Genomic DNA, 19,792 nt, shown 5'->3' with positions numbered 1-19,792 from the left:
TGACGGTCACCGGCTCTGGGGTTCCGTGACACGGCCCCTTAACGAACGAAGGAACTACCCATGCGTCATCGCGTCGGCGGCCGTAAGCTGCAGCGTACCTCGGCTCATCGTACCGCGCTTTTCCGCAACATGTCGGCCGCGCTCATCAAGCACGAGCAGATCACCACCACCGTCGCCAAGGCGAAGGAACTGCGTCCCTACGTCGAAAAGCTGGTGACCCTGGCGAAGAAGGGCGGTCTCTCGAACCGTCGTCTGGCCCATGCCCGCCTGCTCGACGACGCGCAGCTGGTGAAGCTGTTCGACGTTCTGGCGTCGCGTTATGCCGATCGTAACGGCGGCTATACCCGCATCATCAAGGCCGGCATCCGCGCGTCGGACGCCTCGCCGATGGCGATCATCGAGTTCGTCGATCGCGACGTCTCGGCGAAGGGCCAGGATTCGGGTCCGGTCATGAACGAGGAAGATTTCGACGAAGCTGCGTAATTTACGCGCTTCTCGAAGACCTTCGAGGAAGGGCCGCTCCAGCGATGGGGCGGCCCTTTTTCGTTGTCCCATTCCCTCATTCTCCGCTCCCCCTCCCGCAGGCGGGAGGGGGCCGGGGGGAGGGCAGGGTGTCTCACCGAGACCATCGCCTGTGGCATGCCCTCCCGCCTGCGGGAGGGGCGTGCCAAGTATCGCGTTCCGACGTAGCGACAGCGTTGCTAGCTTATTCATTGCCGCTATCCACACCACGCAAAACACGTCCGCCCCGGTAGCTTTTCGCAAAAGACATCGCTATCGGACCGCCATGGAGCACCCGGACAGCATCCTCATCGTCGATTTCGGCAGCCAGGTCACCCAGCTCATCGCGCGCCGCGTGCGCGAGGCGGGGGTCTATAGCGAGATCGTTCCCTTCCAATCCGCCGCAGAGGCGTTCGTGCGGATCAACCCCGCCGCGGTCATCCTGTCGGGCGGCCCCGCCTCGGTCGTCGACGAGAATAGCCCGCGCATTCCGCAGGCGATCCTCGACAGCGGCCTGCCAATGCTGGGCATCTGCTATGGCCAGCAGGCGCTGACTGAGCAGCTGGGCGGCAAGGTCGAAAAGGGCGACAGCGGCGAGTTCGGTGAGGCGTTCATCACCGTCGAGGGCGAATGCACCCTTTTCGACGGCCTGTGGGCGACGGGCGAGCGGCATCAGGTGTGGATGAGCCATGGCGACAAGGTCACGGCGCTGGCGCCGGGCTTCCGCGTGGTCGCGACCAGCCCTGGCGCGCCCTATGCGATCATCGCCAATGACGAGCGCCGCATCTATGCGATGCAGTTCCACCCCGAAGTCGTGCACACGCCCGACGGCGCCAAGCTGATCGCCAATTTCGTGCGCCATGTCGCAGGGGTCTCCGGCGACTGGACCATGGCCGAGTTCCGCGCCGCCAAGATCGCCGAGATTCGCGAGCAGGTTGGTGAGGGCCGGGTGATCTGCGGCCTGTCGGGCGGGGTCGACTCGTCGGTGGCCGCACTTCTGATCCACGAGGCGATCGGCGACCAGCTGACCTGCGTGTTCGTCGATGGCGGTATTCTGCGCCAGGGCGAGGCCGAACAGGTCGTCAGCCTGTTCCGCGGCCATTACAACATCCCGCTGGTCCATGTGGACGCGCAGGACCTGTTCATGGACGGTCTGGCGGGCGTCACGGACCCGGAGGCCAAGCGCAAGTTCATTGGCAAGACCTTCATCGACGTGTTCGAGGCCGAGGCCAAGAAGATCGGCGGGGCCGAGTTCCTGGCGCAGGGCACGCTCTACCCCGACGTGATCGAGAGCGTCAGCTTCACCGGCGGCCCGTCGGTGACGATCAAGAGCCACCACAATGTCGGCGGCCTTCCGGCGCGCATGAACATGAAGCTGGTCGAGCCGTTGCGCGAGCTGTTCAAGGACGAGGTCCGCGTGCTGGGTCGCGAGCTGGGGCTGCCCGACGTGTTCGTCGGCCGCCACCCGTTCCCCGGACCTGGCCTGGCGATCCGCATCCCCGGCGAAGTGACGCGCGAGCGTTGCGACATCCTGCGCAAGGCGGATGCCATCTATCTCGAAGAGATTCGCAAGGCGGGTCTGTACGACGCGATCTGGCAGGCCTTTGCGGTGCTGCTGCCGGTGCGCTCGGTCGGCGTGATGGGCGATGGCCGGACGTACGACTCGGTGCTGGCGCTGCGCGCGGTGACCTCGGTCGACGGGATGACCGCGCAGGCCTTCGACTTCCCCGGCGACTTCCTGCCGCGCGTGACGACCCGGATCATCAACGAGGTGAAGGGCATCAACCGCGTCGTGTACGACTATACCAGCAAGCCGCCCGGCACGATCGAGTGGGAATAACCAAGGCTCGCGGCCCCGCGGGGCGGGGCTGCGGCTTGGTTATTCGGTGCCGCAAGGCACCGCGGATGTAGAGGCCGTTTATTCCTCCCCTGTAAGGGGAGGTGGCAGGGCGCAGCCCTGACGGAGGGGTGTCACCATTCGCGAGGGTAGACCGTTCCCACGAACCGGGACACCCCTCCACCATGCTGCGCATGGTCCCCCTCCCCTACAAGGGGAGGAATGCAATGATGCCGATCATAACCCAATCCACCCGCCCTCGGCTTGTGCTGGCGATGCTGCTGGTCGTCTATATCTTCAACTTCGTCGACCGGCAGATCCTCGCGATCCTCGCCGCGCCGATCCAGCAGGAGTTGGGGCTGAGCGACCGGCAATTGGGGCTGCTCGGCGGGATCGCCTTCGCCCTGCTCTATTCGACGCTGGGCGTGCCGCTGGCGTGGCTGGCCGACCGGACGAGCCGGAGCCGGGTCGTCACGGGCTCGCTGATGCTGTGGAGCGGCTTTACCGCGCTGTGCGGGCTGGCGACCGGCTTCTGGCAGATATTCCTCGCGCGGCTGGGCGTCGGCATCGGTGAGGCGGGGGGCGTTGCGCCGTCCTATGCGATCATCAGCGAGTATTTCCCGCCGCGTCGCCGTGCGCTGGCGCTTTCCGTCTATTCGCTGGGGATTCCGCTGGGATCGGCGGCCGGTGTGCTGGCGGGCGGCTATATTGCCGCGCGGATCGACTGGCGGACGGCCTTCATCGCGGTCGGGCTGGCCGGGATGCTGATCGCGCCGCTGGTCCGGCTGATCGTTCGCGACAAGCCCAGGGCTGCCCCGGTGGCGAGCAAGCCCGCCTTCGCCACGGTCGCGCGCACCCTGGCGGGCAAGCCGTCCTTCTGGCTGTTGTCCTTTGGCGCGGCGAGCGGCTCGATGATCGGCTATGGCTTGGCCTTCTGGTTGCCCAGCCTGATGCGACGCAGCTTCGGGCTGGACCTGATCGCGACCTCGCATTTCCTGGCGGGGCTGCTGCTGATCGGGGGTGTGGGCGGCATCGTGGCGGGCGGCTGGCTGGCCGACCGGCTGGGCGCGCGGGATCGGGCGTGGTTCGGCTATGTCCCCGCCATCGCCTATCTGATCAGCATTCCGCTGTTCGCGGGCGGCATGCATGGCGGGGATGTGCGCATCGCCTTTGCGCTGTTCCTGCTGCCCCAGGCGCTGTCCTATGCGTGGCTGGGGCCGGTGCTGTCGGCGGTGCAGCATCTGGTGGCGCCGCCCGAACGCGCGACGGCCGCCGCGCTCTTCCTGCTGATCAACAATCTGATCGGGCTGGGCGGCGGCATCTATGCGCTGGGGGCGCTGTCCGACGCGCTGATCCCGCTCTATGGCAGCGACGCGTTGCGCCATGCGATGCTGGGTGGCCTCAGCCTTTACGCGGTCGCGGCGCTGCTGGTCGGGCTGGCGGGCCCGCATCTGCGCCGCGACTGGGTGGAGCCGCTCACCGCGCCGGAATGACGTTCCAGGCGAGCATCGCGAAGACCGTCGCACCCGCAACGATGCGATAGATCACGAAGGGTAGATAGCCGCGCGTCGATACCAGCCGCAGGAAGACGACGATCACGCCGTAACCGCTGACAAAGGCGATCAGGGTGGCGAGCAAGGTCGGCCCCGGTCCGAACGTCCCGAACCGTCCCCAGCTATCGGCCAGTTCGAACAGGCCCGACGCCAGCACCGCCGGGATCGCCAGCAAGAACGAGTAACGCGCCGCCGCCTCGCGCGTGTAACCCAGCAACAGGCCCGCGCTGATCGTCCCGCCGGAGCGCGACACGCCGGGGACCAGCGCCATTGCCTGCGCAAAGCCCAGGATCAGGCCGTCGCGCCATCCCAGCCGCTCCAGCGGCTTGCGCTTCGCCCCGATCCTGTCGGCCGCGCCCAGCACCAGCGCAAAGACGATCAGCATCGTCGCGGTGATGCGCAGGTCGCGCAGTCCCCCTTCGATCTGATGCTTGAACAACAGGCCGAGGACCGCGATCGGCATGGTGCCGAGGATCACCAGCCAGCCCATGCGCGCGTCGGGTGACAGGGTGGCGGGACGGCGGATCACCGAACCCAGCCAGGCCATGGCGATGCGCCAGATATCCTTGCGGAAATAGAGCAGCACCGCCGCTTCGGTGCCGATCTGGGTGATGGCGGTGAAGGCCGCGCCGGGATCGTTCCCGGAGGGGAGCAGGGCGCCCGCGATGCGCAGATGCGCGCTCGACGATACCGGCAGGAACTCGGTGATGCCCTGCAACAGGCCCAGGAACAGCGCTTCCAACCAAATCATTATGAGTACGAACCTTTATGTGCGGTGCCCGCCATAGGCCGGGGGACGATCAGGGGGCACCCCGAAAGTCGCGCGGCCCGTCATTCCGCCGGATCAGCCGTCCTTGCGAGGCGCCTCGGCCAGCCGCCAGCGCTCCAGCTGGGTCAGCACATCGTTCGCGATCTGCCCGACGGTAAAGCCGGTCAGGTCGCGGAAACCCGTTTCGCCATTGGTCTGCGCGGCCAGCATCCAGGCGAGGCTGCGGCGACGCTCGGGCGCCTCCAGCGCGGTATAGGCGGGCAGCGGGCGCGAGCGGGGGGACAGGCGATAGACGAACGGGCGACCGTCGCGCGCGGTGATCGTGAGTTCGACCTTGTCCTCCGCGCTGTCCAGCTGGCTGGCGGTCCAGCCTTCGGCCTCCAGCGCCTCCTTGACCGATTGCAGCGCCGGTTCGCCCTGCGCTTGAAGTTGCGCCAGGATGTCGGTGCGGCGGGCGGGCACGATCAACCGCTTGATCCGCTCGCTGATCGCCGGGCCGTCACCGGGCAACGTCACCCCCGCCAGATCGGCATTGGTCTGGCGCACCAGCCCCACCGCGAGCAACAGCATGATGAAGCAGAAGGGCAGGGCGGCCAGCAGGGTCGCCGACTGCAACGCGCCCAATCCGCCCGCGACCAGCAATAGCGTCGCCGTGGTGCCCAGCAGCACGCACCAGTACATACGCTGCCAGCGGGGCGTCTCCTCGGTGCCGCCCGAGGCCAGCGTGTCGATGACCAAAGCGCCGGAATCGGCCGAGGTCACGAAGAAGAAACCGACCAGGACGATGGCGAGCGTCGAGGTGACGCTGGCGGCGGGCAGATATTCGAGGAACTTGAACAAGGCGGTCGACAAATTCGCCTGCACCGCGTCCGCGATCCCGCCATGCGCACCGCCGAGATCCAGCGAGATCGCGGTGTTGCCGAACACCGTCATCCACAGGAAGGTGAAGGCGGTCGGCACGAACAGCACGCCGATCACGAACTCCCGGATCGTCCGTCCGCGCGAGATGCGGGCGATGAACATGCCGACGAAGGGCGACCAGGCGATCCACCACGCCCAATAGAACAGCGTCCAGTCCGCCATCCAGGCGCGCGGCTCATAGGCATAGAGGGTGAAGGTGCGCTTCACGAAATGATCGAGATACAAGCCGAAATTCTGGACCAGCGCGCGCAGCAGGAACAGGGTCGGTCCGACCGCCATCACGAACAGCATCAGCAGGACGGCGAGCACCAGGTTCAGCTCGGACAGGCGGCGAATGCCCCGATCCGCGCCGCTCAGCACCGACAGGGTGGCCGCGCCCATCACCAGCACGATGACCGCGATCTTGACGGTCAGCGTGTCGGGCACGCCATATTCGTAATTCAGCCCCGCCGTCATCTGCGACACGCCGAAGCCCAATGAGGTCGAGACGCCGAACACCGTGCCGCACACCGCGAAGATGTCGATCGCATCGCCCAGCGGGCCGTTGATCCTTTTGCCCAGGATCGGCGACAGGCCCGACCGCAGGGTCAGCGGCATGTCCTTGCGATAGGTGAAATAGGCCAGACTCATGCCAACCAGCGCATAGATGGCCCAGGCATGGACGCCGTAATGGTGGAAGGTGATCGCCATCGCCTCGCGCGCGGCCAGGATGGTGCCGCTGGGCGCTTCGGGTGGCGAGATATAATGCTGGATCGGCTCGGCGACCGCGAAATACATCAGGCCGATACCCATGCCCGCCGCGAACAACATGGCCAGCCACGACAGATAGGGAAAGTCCGGCTCGGCATCGTCCGGCCCCAGCTTCAGCTTGCCCGCAGGGCCGAAGCCCAAGGCCAGCACCACGACCAGGAACGCCGCGACCGCCGAGATATAGAACCAGCCGAACGTGTCGATCGCCCAGGCCTGCGCCGCCTTGAACGCGGCATCGGCGGTGCCCGGCATGGCCAAAGTCGTCACCAGCAGCAGCGCGATGATCCCGGAGGCGCCCCAGAAGACGCGCGGGTTGATTTCACTCTTCATCATATTAATGGGTTAGCATTGGTGGGCCGGAATGGCGAATGGGCGGCCCGAAGCAGGCACGGCCCGGGATCGGGCCACAGCGTGCGGCGACCGGGAGAAGAGGGTGGGGAGACAGCCATAATAACGGTCGAAATGGTCGTAAGTCCCTGTATCGGCGTCCGGCTTAACCGACCGGTATGATTGTTCCGTTATGCCCTGGATCAACGACATAAGATTCTGGGGAGTACGTCATGCGACTATGGGGGCTGCTGCTGGCATCGACGGCGGCGTTGGCGGTAACGGGAACGGGAACGGCTTCGGCCCAGGGTTTGCGCGGGGTGGCATCCGCGCCCGCGCCGAAGGACAAGCCGGACGAGAAGAAGCCCCAGGCCGAGTCGCCGAATAACGGGGATATCGTCGTCACCGCCACCCGCCGCTCGCAACGGCTGTCCAGCGTGCCGATCGCGGTCAGCGCCTATGGCACCGTCGCGCTGCAGAATTCGGGCGCGACCGATATCCGCCAGATGACCCAGTTGGCGCCCTCGCTGCTGGTCAGCTCGACCGGCTCGGAGGCGAATGCCACGGCGCGGATTCGCGGCATCGGCACGGTGGGCGACAATCCCGGCCTGGAAAGCTCGGTCGCGGTCTTCATCGACGGCGTCTATCGCAGCCGCACCGGCTCGGGCCTCAACGATCTGGGCGAGGTCGAGCGTATCGAGGTGTTGCGCGGGCCGCAGGGCACGCTGTCGGGGCGCAATTCCTCGGCGGGTGCGATCAGCATCTACACCAAATATCCCGCCTTCAAATATGGCGGCTATGGCGAGGTCAGCTACGGCAATTACGATGCCGTGCGCGTCGCAGGCGGCGTGACCGGTCCGGTCATCGGCGACACGCTCGCCTTCCGGATCGACGGCGTCTACAACAAGCGCGACGGCTTTCTGTACGACGTCGTCAACCAGACCGACTATAACGACCGCAAACGTGCGTTCGTGCGTGGCCAGCTATTCTGGAAGCCGACGGACGATTTCTCGATCCGCCTGATCGGCGACTATACGCACCGCGACGAGAAGTGCTGCGGCGCGGTCTATATCGACACGCGCGAGAAGGTCGATCCGACGCCGGGCGTGCCGGGCGATGCGGCGATCGCCCCGCAGAACCGCATCGTCAACATCCTGCGCAGCCTGGGCGGCGTCCTGCCCAGCGCGGGCGATCCCTATAACCGCCGGATCGCGCAGACGCCGGGCCACGCCTATTCCAACGTGACCGAGGATTATGGCGTGTCGGCCCGCGTCGGCTGGGACATCGGCAAGGTCCAGCTGATCTCCATCTCCGCCTATCGCGAATATAAGGCGGGCGGGGCGGGCGATGTCGACTATAGCAATGTCGACATCATCGATCGCCCGAATAACGGCCTGGCCTATCGCCAGTTCAAGACCTTCACCCAGGAAACACGGCTCAGCGGCTCGATCCTGAACAACCGGCTCGACTGGCTGGTCGGCGGCTATTTCGCGCATGAAGACCTTCAGGTGTCGGACAATCTGACCTTCGGCTCGCAATATGGCGCCTTTTCCGCCTGCCGCGTCGTCGCGACGATCAACCCGACGGCGGCGTTGCAGAACCCCGCCAATCCGGGCTGTCTCAGCGCGGCGGGGCGTGCCGTCCTGACCGGTGCATTGGGGCCGACGCTGGTCGGAACGATCGACCGGCTGAGCAGGATCAACAATGTCGGCTCGCTGCGCGATCTCTATGACCAGACCAGCACCAACTATGCCTTCTTCACCCACAATATCTTCCGTGTGACTGACACGCTGAGCCTGACCGGCGGCCTTCGCTACACCAACGAACGCAAGAGGCTGCGCGCGAGCTTCGAGAACAACAACACCGCTTGTCCGTTGCAGCAGGCCGCGCTTCATCCGTTCCTGCTGAGCGGCAATCCGACATTGGCCAATCTGGCCGGGGGCATCGTGACGTTGAGCTGCAACGGCAATTCCTCGTCCGCGCTGACCGGGCTGCCGCTGTCCGACTCGATCAGCGAGGGGCAGTTCACCGGCACTGCCGTGGTGTCGTGGAAGCCGGTGGCCAGCACGCTGGTCTATGGCTCCTATGCGCGCGGCTACAAGGCGGGCGGCTATAATCTGGAGCGGTCGGACCTGACCCCGAACGTGTTCGGGACGCCGACGGCGGCGTCGGTCACCAATTTGCGCTTCGACCCCGAAACGGTGAACGCCTATGAGCTGGGCGTGAAGTTCACCTCGCGCACCTTCACGCTGAACGCCGCCGCCTTCCGCTCGGAGTTCAAGAACTTCCAGCTGAACACCTTCAACGGCACCGGCTATATCGTCCAGAATATCAGCGCGTGCGGCAGCGACCTGGGCGGGGCCGACCGCGACGACTCGCCCAATACGGGGCGCTGCACCGGCAAGGTGAAGGCCGGTGTGGTGACGCAAGGGATCGAGCTGGAAGCGGGCATGTACCCGACGCGCGACGTCACCTTCAATCTGGGCTATACCTATGCCCATACCAACTATGCCCGCAACCTGGTCGGCAGCGACGCGGGCGAGCCGCTCAGCAACGCGCTGTTCCTGCTGCCCGGCAGCATGATGTCGAACGCGCCGCGCCATGTCGTGACCAGCTCGGCCAGCTGGACGCCGCCGATCGCCGGGACCGGGCTGACGGCGTTGTTCTATATCGATGGCCGCATGACCAGCGACTATAATACCGGCTCCGACCTGTTCGTCGAAAAGAAGCAGGACGGCTTCTTCCTGATGAATGCGCGCATCGGCCTGCACGGCAAGGACCAGCGCTGGGCGCTGGAATTCTGGGGCCAGAACATCCTCAACACCAACTATCAGCAGGTCGCCTTCAACATGCCCTTCCAGGGTTCCGGCAGCCTGTCGCAGGTCCAGCGTTTCGGCGCGCCGACCTATGCGACCGCCAATACGCTGTTCGGATCCTATCTGGCCGAACCGCGCACCTATGGCATGACGCTGCGCACGCGCTGGTGACGGCCATCCGGGGGGAGGGCGCGCGTGACGCTCTCCCGCCAGGGTTCGTCCAGTGATGGATGATTGGCGCGCCCGGAGGGATTCGAACCCCCGACCGAGGAGGTAGAAGCTCCTTGCTCTATCCAACTGAGCTACGGACGCGCGGATGGCGGTGTCCCTAGCGTGGTTTGCGTGGGTTGGGAATGGCGATAAATGTCGCCGCTCACGGTGAAAGGGATCGGTATGGGCGTGGAACGGGTGGTGGCGGACCGCGACATGGAACGCGGCGCGTTTCGCTGGTTCGACTTCGTCATGGCCGCGTTCGTGACCATCCTGTTGCTGTCCAACGTCATCGGCGCGGGCAAGGTGGCGGTCATCGAATTGCCGCTGGTCGGGCAGTGGCCGTTCGGGGCGGGCATCCTGTTCTTTCCGCTGAGCTATGTCATCGGCGACGTGCTGACCGAGGTCTATGGCTATGCCCGCGCGCGGCGGGTGATCTGGGCGGGGACGGCGGCGGTGTTGTTCATGGCGTTCATGAGCTTTGTCGTCGTGGCGCTTCCCCCGGCACCGACCTGGACCAATCAGGCCGCCTATGAGGTGATCTTCGGCCAGGTGCCGCGCATCGTGCTGGCCAGCGTCTGCGCCTTCTGGGCGGGCGAGTTCGTCAATGCCTATGTGATGGCGCGGATGAAGCTGTGGACCGGCGGGCGGCACCTCTGGTCACGCACCATCGGCTCGACGCTGGTGGGGCAGGGGGTGGACAGCCTGATCTTCTATCCGCTGGCCTTTTGGGGAGCCGAAGGCTGGACGACGCATCTGGTGGTCGTGGTGCTGTTCACGCAATGGGCGCTGAAGGTGGGCTGGGAAGTGCTGCTGACGCCGGTGACCTATCTGATCGTCGGCTGGCTGAAACGGGCCGAGGGGGTGGATGTGTTCGACGAGGGCACGGACTTCACGCCGTTTCGGGCGCGGGTTTGAGTTGGGTTCACGCGAAGACGCGATGACGCAAAGGGTTTGAGATTGGTTTGCGCAGAGGCGCGGAGAACGCAGAGGTGTCGTATCCGGCGGCAGCCGGCCTATGTCTGCCACCGGGCGCGGTAGAAGGGATAAGGTTTCCGCGAGGCCGGACACCTCCGCGTTCTCCGCGCCTCCGCGCGAACCAACATCTTCTTCGCGGCTTCACGTGAATAAAAAAGGGGAAGCGAGTTGCCTCGCTTCCCCTTTCCAAATGCCATCCCGTGGCCTTCGACGTCATTCGGGCTGAACGGGGATGGGGTCAGGCCCCCACCATCTCCAGCAGGCCTTCGAACAAGCGGCGGCCATGGTCGCCGCCGTGCGCGGCTTCGATGCGGCGCTCGGGGTGGGGCATCATGCCCAGCACGTTGCGCTTCTCGTTCAGCACGCCCGCGATGTTGCGGGCCGAGCCGTTGACGTCCTCGGCATAGCGGAAGGCCACGCGGCCTTCGCCTTCCAGGCGGTCGAGCGTGTCGGCATCGGCGAAGTAGTTGCCGTCATGATGCGCGACTGGGATGCGGATCGTCTCGCCCTGTTCGTACAGGCGGGTGAAGGCGCTGTCGGTGTTCGCCACCTCCAGGTTCACGTCGCGGCACACGAAGTTGAGCGAGCGGTTGCGCATCAGCGCGCCGGGCAGCAGGCCGGTCTCGGCCAGCACCTGGAAGCCGTTGCACACGCCGAACACCGGCGTGCCCTTGTTCGCCGACTCCACCACCGCGCGCATGATCGGCGAACGGGCCGCGATCGCGCCGCAGCGGAGATAGTCGCCATACGAGAAGCCGCCCGGCACGCCGATCAGCCCCAGCCCCTCGGGCAGTTCGCTGTCGCCGTGCCAGACCATGGCCGGCTTGACGCCCGTCACCGCCTCCAGCGCGACGGCGAGGTCGCGGTCGCAGTTCGAGCCCGGAAAGACGATCACGGCGGTCTTCATCAGGCGCGCTCCACCCGGTAATTCTCGATCACGGTGTTGGCGAGCAGCTGGCGGCACATCTCGTCGATCTGCGCGTCGGTCGTCGCGTCGGCGACTTCCAGCTCGATCAGCTTGCCTGCGCGCACGTCATTGACGCCCGCAAAGCCCAGGCTCTCCAGCGCATGGTGAATCGCCTTGCCCTGCGGGTCGAGCACGCCGGGCTTCAGGGTGACGAAAATCTTCAGCTTCATTACTTGCCCCGGCTCTTGCGGTGTTCTTCCAGATCGAGGACGGCGGTGTCGCCCCCCTCGGGCAGCAGGCCCAGACGGCGCGCCACTTCCTGATAGGCCTCGACCTCGCCGCCCAGATCCCGGCGGAACCGGTCCTTGTCCAGCTTCTCGTTGGTGGTCATGTCCCACAGGCGGCAGCCATCGGGGCTGATCTCGTCGGCCAGGATGATGCGACCGAAGTCGTTGTCCCAGATGCGGCCGAATTCCAGCTTGAAGTCGACCAGGCGGATGCCGATCGCGGCGAACATGCCCGACAGGAAGTCGTTCACGCGGATCGCCAGGTCGGCGATGTCGTGCATCTCTTCCTGGCTGGCCCAGCCGAAGCAGGCGATATGCTCGTCGGTGACCATCGGGTCGCCCAGCGCATCGTCCTTGTAATAATATTCGATGATCGTGCGGGGCAGCTTCACGCCCTCTTCGATGCCCAGCCGCTTGGAGAGCGAGCCGGCCGCGACGTTGCGCACCACGACCTCGATCGGCACGATCTCGACCTGACGGATCAGCTGCTCGCGCATGTTCAGGCGGCGGATAAAGTGGGTCGGAACGCCGATATGGTCGAGCATGGTGAAGACATGCTCGGAGATACGGTTGTTCAGCACGCCCTTGCCGTTGATCGTGCCCTTCTTCTGGGCATTGAACGCGGTGGCGTCGTCCTTGAAATACTGGATCAGCGTGCCGGGCTCGGGGCCCTCGTACAGGATCTTGGCCTTGCCTTCGTAGATTTGGCGGCGGCGAGCCATGCGGCGGTCCCCTGAAATGAGTACAGCCCCGGCGCCCCCATGCTGAGGCCCGAGGCGGGATGGCGCGCCTATAATGGAAGGGGCGCGGCGGCGCAATGGAGTTGGGCACCATATGGGCATGGCCTGATGGACGGTATCGCCAAGGATGACGGCGCCGTCATCCGCAATACATGATGAACAAATTTTGGAAGGTGGATTAAAGAATTTTAAGGTGGAAAGTAACGGAAACCGATCGGATAGATCACGGGTTCTGGCTATGCTTGCAAAGGAGGTAGTCATGAACAAGCTGATGATCGGTGTTGTTGGTGGAGCCCTGATGCTGACGGCGGGAACTGCCGTGGCGCGCCCCATGCATGCGGCGCACCAGCCGCAAATCTGGGAGCAGGCGCGTATCCCGCTCGCCAATGGCATGGAGGCCGTCGCGGTGGTGAAGAACGGTGACACGGAGCGCACGGTCGCCTGCCGCGATACGGCGGATGTCCTTGCGACCTTCCGTCCCGAAGTCGTCGCCTTCCAGCCGGTGCGTGGGCCACATGGCAAGGTGAAGACCGATGAGGATATCGCCGGGGTCGAGACCTTCACTCCCGTGGCCTTCCAGAACTGCACCGTGGCCGCGGGCGATCACTTCCAGCAGGATGTGACCCAGGCGCAGGCGAGCCAGGCGTGACCCCGGTCCATTTGCCGGAGAGGAAGCGGGCGTGATGAGAGTCGCGCCCGCTTTGCCGTATCGTTAGTAATCGTTCCCGATTTGATCCGCCCGATTGCCCCGGCCCCACGGGCTTGCTAGAAGCTGGGCTTCCATGGCGATCGATCTCCGCGACAATCCTCCCGTCGGCATTCTGGACGCGCCCTTCGACAGCGCATTGTCGGAGCGGTATCTCGTCTATGCGCTGTCGACGATCACCGCGCGCTCGTTGCCCGATGTGCGCGACGGCCTTAAGCCCGTTCACCGGCGTCTGCTTTGGGCGATGCGGCTGCTGAAGCTCGACCCGGCCTCGGGGTATAAGAAGTGCGCGCGCGTCGTCGGCGACGTCATCGGTAAATACCATCCGCATGGCGACCAGTCGGTCTATGACGCGATGGTCCGCCTCGCGCAGGATTTCGCGCTGCGGTATCCGCTGGTCGACGGGCAGGGCAATTTCGGCAATATCGACGGCGATAATGCCGCCGCCTATCGCTATACCGAAGCGCGGCTGACCCAGGTCGCGATCAACCTGATGGACGGGCTCGATGAGGACGCCGTCGCCTATCGCCCGACCTATAATGGCGAGGAGCAGGAGCCGGAGCTGTTCCCCGGCCTGTTCCCGAACCTGCTGGCGAACGGCGCGAGCGGCATCGCGGTCGGCATGGCGACCAGCATCCCGCCGCACAATGCCGCCGAACTGCTGGAGGCCGCGATCCTGCTGGTCGATCGGCCGGACGCCGATGACGATGCGATCCTGGCGCTGGTCAAGGGGCCGGACTTCCCGACCGGCGGCATGGTCGTCGATGCGCCCGCCATATTGCGCGAAAGCTATACGACGGGGCGGGGCGGCTTCCGCGTCCGCGCGCGCTGGGAGATCGAGCGCGAGAAGGGCGGCGGCTGGCAGATCGTCATCAGCGAAATCCCCTACGGCGTCGCCAAGGGCAAGCTGATCGAACAGATCGCGACGCTGATCAACGACAAGAAGCTGCCGATCCTGGCCGATGTGCGTGACGAATCGGATGCGCAGGTTCGCATAGTCCTCGAACCGCGCGCGCGCACCGTCGATCCGCAGGTGCTGATGGACGGGCTGTTCCGCTTCTCCGACCTGGAGACGCGGGTCAGCCTGAACCTCAACGTGCTGGACAAGGATCGCACCCCGCGCGTCATGAGCTTGCGCGAGGCGTTGGCCGCCTGGGTCGAGCATCAGTTCGTCGTGCTGCGCCGCCGCTCCGAACACCGTCTGGGCAAGATCGCCGACCGGATCGAGCTGCTCGATGGCTATCTGGTCGCCTATCTCAACCTCGACCGGGTCATCGAGATCATCCGCACCGAGGACGAGCCCAAGGCGGTGATGATCGAAGAGTTCCGCCTGACCGACCGGCAGGCCGAGGCGATCCTCAACATGCGGCTCCGCTCGCTCCGGCGGCTGGAAGAGTTCGAGATTCGCGGCGAGCGCGACAAGCTCGACAAGGAACGTGAGCAGCTGACGCTGCTGCTCGGCTCCGAACAGCGTCAGCGGACGCGGATGAAGAAGGATCTGGGCAAGATCCGCGACCGCTATGGCCCCGAAACCGCTTTGGGCGCGCGCCGCACGCTGATCGAGGAAGCCGCGCCGACTCGCGACATTCCCCTGGAGGCGATGATCGAACGCGAGCCGATCACCGTCATCCTCTCGCAGCGCGGCTGGATCCGCGCGATGAAGGGGCATGTCGACCTCGCCTCCGCCGACACCGCCAAGTTCAAGGAAGGCGACGGCCCGGCCTTTGCCTTTCATGCGCAGACCACCGACAAGTTGTTGCTGGCGGCGGCGAACGGGCGGTTCTTCACGCTGGCGGCGGACAAGCTGCCCGGCGGGCGCGGATTTGGCGAGCCGGTGCGCGCGATGATCGATCTCGACGGATCGATCGGGATCGTCGGTTTCCTGCCGGCGGCCCGCGCGACCAAGCTGCTGGTCGCGGCGTCGGACGGGCGCGGCTTCATCGTGCCGACTGCCGACACCATTGCCGAGACGCGAAAGGGAAAGACCGTGCTGACCCCGCGCGCCGGGTCCTTGTTGAAGGTCGTGCGTCCGGTCGGGGCCGAGGACGATTATGTCGCGGCGATCGGCGACAACCGCAAGCTGCTGGTCTTCCCGCTGACCGAGTTCGTCGAGCTGTCCCGCGGCACCGGCGTCCAGCTCCAGCGCTATCGTGACGGCGGGCTGTCGGATGCGACGACCTTCGTCTTCAAGGATGGGCTGAGCTGGCCGATGGGCGGCGATACCGGGCGGGTGCGGACCGAATCCGACCTGTCGGCCTGGCGCACCGCACGCGGGGCGGCAGGGCGGATGCCGCCGACCGGCTTCCCGCGCGACAATCGGTTCGATTGAGCCACCCGTACATCCTTCCCTGCGGGAAAGGGCGAAATCAGTCGCGGATCATGTCGATCCAACGGTGACGCCGGAGGACTCTGCCACACGACGTTAACCGTAAAATTCTTGGAATTTTAGGCGCTCTTAACGTTCGCGGGTTACGCGGATGAGTGATGGCAACGATCGCTCATCCGCTGCAACGCTCTTCGAACCGGAATTTCGGGTCGCTGACGTCGTGCGCGATCAGCATCATGGCAATTCCGGCGGCCGAAATCCTGATCGAGAAGGGCGTGCCGGTCGTGGCCGCCAGCAACGATGCCTATCGCCGCGCCGCACTGAACGACTCGCGGACCCAGGCTGGCCTGCTGGCCGAGGTGGCCAAGCGAATCGACGGGTTCCTGGCGTCGAACCAGGCCTCGATCGAGTTTCCGCTGGCCGTGGGCGAGGTCATCGACTGCCGCTATTTCCAGGCGACCCTGACCCACGCCGCCGAAGGGGATGGCGAAGGCTATGTGCTGATGCTGGTCGATCATACGGCACAGCACCACACCGAACGCAGCCTGCGTCGCGAAATGATGACCGACAGCCTGACCGGGCTGCCCAACCGACAGGGTTTCGGCGACCTGATCGAGGCGATGGTGGCCAACGGCCAGCGCCATGCGGTGCTGGTGATCGATCTGAACCGGTTCGGTCGGTTGAACGCCTGTATGGGCTCGCTGGTCGGCGATGAACTTCTGATCACCGTGGCACGCCGCCTGAAGGGAGCCCTGCGGTCCCGCGACTCGATCGGGCGGATCGGCGGTAACGAGTTCGGCATCCTGATGTTGATCGACGGCACCGAGGATGAGGCGCATATCCTTGCCGAACGGATCGACCGGGCCCTGCGTTCGCCGTTCCGGCTGACCGACTATGAGGTCAATGTCGAGGCCTCGGTCGGCATCGCCTTCAACCAAGGGCTGGACGAGGACGCCGAGGAGCTGATCCGGCACGCCCAGTTTGCGGTCAAGCATGCCAAGGCGGCGGGGCGGACCGAGGTCTATCATCCCCAGGCCTTCACCATCGCGCGCGCCCAGTTCGCCATGGAGACCGCGTTGCGCCGCGCGATCGAGCAGGAGGAACTGCACCTCGCCTATCAGCCGATCTGCGATCTGAGCACCGGCCGCATCGTCGCGTTCGAGGCGCTGGCCCGGTGGCGCGATGCCGAGGGGCGTGATCATTCGCCGGCCGATTTCATCCCCGTGGCGGAAGAATCGGGGCTGATCGTGCCGCTCGGTCGCTGGGCCGCGAACCAGGCGCTGCTCCAACTGGCGGACTGGGACCGGCGGGCGGGCGGGGACTGCGGCGTGCGCATGTCGGTCAACGTCTCGGCGATCCAGTTGCAGCGCGACGACATTCCCGCACTGATCGAATCGGCGCTGGCCAGGGCTGGCGTCGCGGGCGAGCGGCTGATCCTGGAACTGACCGAAAGCGCGATCGTGGGTGATCCCGACCGGGTCAGCGCGATCATGAATGCGCTGAAGAAACTGGGCCCCACCATCGCGATGGACGATTTCGGCACCGGTTATTCCAGCCTGGCCTATCTCCAGAAACTGCCGATCGACATATTGAAGATCGACCGCAGCTTCGTCTCCGGCATGCTGGCCGACCGCGACAAGATCGCGATCGTCCGCGCGATCCTGGGCCTGGCGCAGGCCTTGGGCATGAAGACCACCGCCGAGGGGATCGAGGCGGTCGAACTCGGGCAGACGCTGGCCGCCCTGGGGTGCAGCCATGGACAGGGCTATTATTATGCCCGCCCGCTCGATCCCGATGCCGCCTGGGCGATGATCGCCGATCAGGCCTGAGCCACCGCCTCGTCGGCGATGCGGCCGACTCGTTCGGCATCCGGAAAGCCTTCGGCGATCCACTGAGTCTCGATCCGGCGGAGCAGCCGCGCCACCTCCGGCCCCTTGCCGATCCCGCGTTCGACCAGTGCACCACCGGTCAGTGGCAGGGCAGGGGGCGTCCAGTCGCGAATCGGCTCGATCGATTCGCCCGCCAGCAACAGCCGGTCGATCGCGCTCACCAGCCCCGCGCGATAGGCCAGCGCCCGCGGTCCCTCGTCGCCCGATCCGGCGGTCGCGGCGATCAGCCGCTTGCGGTCGCTATTGGACAGTTTCAGCCGCGCCCCGACATTCTCGGCGGCTGGCGGAGGTAGCAGGGCGGCGAGTCGCCGGATCGCGTCGGGCGCGATTCCCGCTGCGTCTTCGCGCTCGGCCAGCCGGGTCAGCCGTTTCACGCCCTCTGCATCGATCTCGGGGATGACCGCGCGGAAGATGCCATGCTCGACCATCAGCGCGACCACCGGCACGGCGCGGGCGGCGACCAGCAGTTTCAGCAACTCCGCCGCGATCCGTTCGCGCGACAATGCCATAAGGTCGTTGGCGCGCGCGGCACAGGCGGCCAGCCCGGCCTCGTCGACCGCCTGGCCGAAGCGCGCATGGAAGCGGAAGAAGCGCAGGATGCGCAGATGATCCTCCGCGATCCGCTGCAACGGATCGCCGATGAAGCGCACCCGCCTGGCCTTCAGGTCATCCAGACCGCCGAAATAGTCGAACAATTCGCCGGTCGCGGGATCGGCATAGAGCGCGTTCATCGTGAAGTCGCGCCGCGCCGCATCCTCGCGCCAGTCATCGGTGAAGGCGACCACGGCATGGCGGCCATCGGTCGACACGTCGCGCCGTAGCGTCGTGACCTCGACCGGGCCCTCGGGCAGCACGGCGGTGATCGTGCCATGCGCGATGCCGGTCGGCACCGGCTTGAACCCGCTGTCGCGCACCCGGTCGATAACGGTTTCGGGCGACAGCGGCGTCGCCAGATCGATATCGGCAACGGCCAGGCCCAGCAGCATGTCGCGCACCGCCCCACCGACGAACCGCGCCTCCAGCCGCTCGGCCAGCGCGATCAATGCGGGTCGGTCGGCCCAGGGTGCGGTGCCGGGCGTCATGCCGCCCATTGCATCCGCCGCGACAGGTTGACGATCATCGCGGCAGTCGCGCCCCAGATGCGCCGGTCGTTCCATAGAATCTCATAGAAATGGCGGGTGCGACCGCGCCACGGCGCGCTGACCCGGTGGTGATGGGCAGGATCGAGCAGGAAGGACAGCGGCACCTCGAACAGGTCCGCCACTTCCGCCTCGGCGGGGGTCAGTGTCAGATCGGGCGGGATGACGCCGACGATCGGCGTCACCTCGAACCCGGTGACGGTGCGATAGCGATCGGCCAGCCCGACGACCGTGACGGTGGCGGGCGAAAGCCCGATCTCCTCCTCGGCTTCGCGCAACGCGGTCGCGACCAGATCCACGTCGCCGGGATCGGCGCGGCCGCCCGGAAAGGCGATCTGCCCGGCATGGTTGCGGAGCGTCTCGGTCCGCTGGGTCAGCAGCACGCCCGGCTCGGCGCGATCGGTCACGGGCACGAGCACGGCGGCGGCGGTGGGCGTCGCCATGATCTCATGCGGCTCGACGCCGTCGCCGGTCAGCAGGTCGGTCGCCGGTATCCGCGCCATCGCCGCTGCCAGCCTTTCGGCCAGCGTCATGCGGCGGGCGACGCCGTCAGGGGAAAAAAGACGCCGTCGCTCCACACGCCGGGCGCTTCGCCCTCGCCCGCCAGCGCGCGTTCGGCCAGTTCGTAATAGACCGGCCGCGCGATGAGCGCCTCCAGCCCGTCCCGGACATGCACATAGGGGCGGGGGCCGTCCTCGCCCTCCACGAAGCGCAGGCCATGGTGCGGCCCCGCCGCGACCAGTTCGCCGGTGTTGAGCTGGAATACCAGGCGACCGTTTTCACCCTGTCCTTCGGCCTTCAGCGCGGTGACGACGAAGGGTGCGTCCTCGACCGCGATGTCGAGCTTTTCGACCGGCGTGACCAGCACGTGACGGCCATCGGGCTCCCGCCGCAAGATGGTGGAGAACAGGCGCACCATGGCGGGCCGGGTGATCGGGCTACCCTGATGGTACCAGGTGCCGTCGCGCGCGATCCGCATCTCGCTGTCGCCGCAATGGCTGGGATGCCATTGCGAGACGGGGGGCAGCTTCTGCGCCTCCATCGCCTGGACGATTTCGGCCAGGCTCAGCGCGGACAGATCGGGGGGCGGTGCCATCGGCATGATAGACCCGAGTTAGGGATGCGGGGCGGGCAGG

At 66.1% G+C, this 19,792-nt stretch carries 16 protein-coding genes and 1 tRNA gene; 8 read left to right on the top strand and 9 right to left on the bottom strand.

Going from position 1 to position 19,792, the window contains the following annotated elements:
- Positions 1-60: 60 nt before the first annotated feature.
- The 3 genes from rplQ to ASF14_RS01575 all read left to right on the top strand — a co-directional run bounded on the left by rplQ (position 61) and on the right by ASF14_RS01575 (position 3,831).
- Complete coding sequence (gene rplQ, locus ASF14_RS01585; RefSeq protein WP_056430546.1) at positions 61-483, top strand: 50S ribosomal protein L17; 423 nt, start codon at positions 61-63, stop codon at positions 481-483.
- Positions 484-787: 304 nt separating this feature from the next.
- Complete coding sequence (gene guaA / locus ASF14_RS01580) at positions 788-2,341, top strand: glutamine-hydrolyzing GMP synthase (RefSeq protein ID WP_056430543.1); 1,554 nt, start codon at positions 788-790, stop codon at positions 2,339-2,341.
- A 224-nt stretch (positions 2,342-2,565) separates the two neighbouring features.
- A complete protein-coding gene (locus ASF14_RS01575; RefSeq protein ID WP_443025742.1) occupies positions 2,566-3,831 on the top strand; it encodes a spinster family MFS transporter in 1,266 nt (421 codons plus the stop codon).
- Here the strand turns inward: ASF14_RS01575 and ASF14_RS01570 are convergent.
- Positions 3,815-4,642: an undecaprenyl-diphosphate phosphatase gene (locus ASF14_RS01570; protein WP_056430540.1), complete on the bottom strand. Its 828-nt coding sequence runs from the start codon at positions 4,640-4,642 to the stop codon at positions 3,815-3,817. The two genes, ASF14_RS01575 and ASF14_RS01570, sit on opposite strands and share 17 nt — an antisense overlap.
- 93 nt (positions 4,643-4,735) lie before the next feature.
- Positions 4,736-6,664 carry a BCCT family transporter gene (locus ASF14_RS01565; RefSeq protein WP_056430537.1) on the bottom strand — a complete coding sequence of 643 codons (1,929 nt, stop codon included), beginning with the start codon at positions 6,662-6,664 and terminating at the stop codon, positions 4,736-4,738.
- Positions 6,665-6,891: 227 nt separating this feature from the next.
- Between ASF14_RS01565 and ASF14_RS01560 the strand changes: the two genes are divergently transcribed.
- Positions 6,892-9,645 (top strand): TonB-dependent receptor, encoded by a 2,754-nt coding sequence (locus ASF14_RS01560; RefSeq protein WP_056430534.1) that lies wholly within the window; start codon positions 6,892-6,894, stop codon positions 9,643-9,645.
- Between the two features lie 64 nt (positions 9,646-9,709).
- On the opposite strand, the gene ASF14_RS01555 is transcribed toward ASF14_RS01560, so the two are convergent.
- Positions 9,710-9,786 (bottom strand) — tRNA-Arg (locus tag ASF14_RS01555).
- Between the two features lie 81 nt (positions 9,787-9,867).
- On the opposite strand from ASF14_RS01555, the gene ASF14_RS01550 reads away from it, so the two are divergent.
- On the top strand, positions 9,868-10,602 hold the full coding sequence (locus ASF14_RS01550) for a queuosine precursor transporter (RefSeq protein ID WP_056431324.1): 735 nt from the start codon (positions 9,868-9,870) through the stop codon (positions 10,600-10,602).
- A gap of 298 nt (positions 10,603-10,900) precedes the next feature.
- Here ASF14_RS01550 and purQ read toward each other — a convergent pair whose 3' ends face one another.
- From purQ to purC, 3 genes are read right to left on the bottom strand one after another with little or no spacing between them, the layout of a single operon-like run.
- Positions 10,901-11,569, bottom strand: a complete 669-nt coding sequence (purQ, locus tag ASF14_RS01545; RefSeq protein WP_056430531.1) for a phosphoribosylformylglycinamidine synthase subunit PurQ — start codon at positions 11,567-11,569, stop codon at positions 10,901-10,903.
- Positions 11,569-11,799: a phosphoribosylformylglycinamidine synthase subunit PurS gene (gene purS / locus ASF14_RS01540; RefSeq protein WP_042486357.1), complete on the bottom strand. Its 231-nt coding sequence runs from the start codon at positions 11,797-11,799 to the stop codon at positions 11,569-11,571. The genes purQ and purS overlap by 1 nt, the downstream gene beginning before the upstream one ends.
- Positions 11,799-12,578: a phosphoribosylaminoimidazolesuccinocarboxamide synthase gene (purC, locus tag ASF14_RS01535; protein WP_007405170.1), complete on the bottom strand. Its 780-nt coding sequence runs from the start codon at positions 12,576-12,578 to the stop codon at positions 11,799-11,801. The genes purS and purC overlap by 1 nt, the downstream gene beginning before the upstream one ends.
- 277 nt (positions 12,579-12,855) lie before the next feature.
- Between purC and ASF14_RS01530 the strand changes: the two genes are divergently transcribed.
- From ASF14_RS01530 to ASF14_RS01520, 3 genes are all read left to right on the top strand, one after another.
- The gene (locus ASF14_RS01530) at positions 12,856-13,245 is read left to right on the top strand and encodes a hypothetical protein (protein WP_056430528.1); all 390 of its coding nucleotides are present in this window, start codon (positions 12,856-12,858) and stop codon (positions 13,243-13,245) included.
- Positions 13,246-13,378: 133 nt separating this feature from the next.
- Positions 13,379-15,631 (top strand): DNA topoisomerase IV subunit A, encoded by a 2,253-nt coding sequence (parC, locus tag ASF14_RS01525; protein WP_056430525.1) that lies wholly within the window; start codon positions 13,379-13,381, stop codon positions 15,629-15,631.
- Positions 15,632-15,786: 155 nt separating this feature from the next.
- Positions 15,787-17,457, top strand: coding sequence for a putative bifunctional diguanylate cyclase/phosphodiesterase (locus tag ASF14_RS01520; protein ID WP_236696888.1), 1,671 nt, complete (start codon positions 15,787-15,789; stop codon positions 17,455-17,457).
- On the opposite strand, the gene ASF14_RS01515 is transcribed toward ASF14_RS01520, so the two are convergent.
- From ASF14_RS01515 to ASF14_RS01505, 3 genes are read right to left on the bottom strand one after another with little or no spacing between them, the layout of a single operon-like run.
- Positions 17,448-18,608 carry a CCA tRNA nucleotidyltransferase gene (locus ASF14_RS01515; RefSeq protein WP_056430522.1) on the bottom strand — a complete coding sequence of 387 codons (1,161 nt, stop codon included), beginning with the start codon at positions 18,606-18,608 and terminating at the stop codon, positions 17,448-17,450. The two genes, ASF14_RS01520 and ASF14_RS01515, sit on opposite strands and share 10 nt — an antisense overlap.
- Positions 18,596-19,189 carry a CoA pyrophosphatase gene (locus tag ASF14_RS01510; RefSeq protein WP_056430519.1) on the bottom strand — a complete coding sequence of 198 codons (594 nt, stop codon included), beginning with the start codon at positions 19,187-19,189 and terminating at the stop codon, positions 18,596-18,598. Before ASF14_RS01510 ends, ASF14_RS01515 begins: the two co-directional genes overlap by 13 nt.
- Positions 19,186-19,758 carry a DUF1285 domain-containing protein gene (locus tag ASF14_RS01505; RefSeq protein WP_056430515.1) on the bottom strand — a complete coding sequence of 191 codons (573 nt, stop codon included), beginning with the start codon at positions 19,756-19,758 and terminating at the stop codon, positions 19,186-19,188. Before ASF14_RS01505 ends, ASF14_RS01510 begins: the two co-directional genes overlap by 4 nt.
- Positions 19,759-19,792: the final 34 nt, after the last annotated feature.

Origin of the sequence: Sphingomonas sp. Leaf257 (assembly GCF_001422185.1) — a bacterium.
Lineage (GTDB): Bacteria > Pseudomonadota > Alphaproteobacteria > Sphingomonadales > Sphingomonadaceae > Sphingomonas > Sphingomonas yabuuchiae.
The sequence above is the reverse complement of the archived record's forward strand: the minus strand, read 5'-3'. Positions and strand labels throughout refer to the sequence as shown.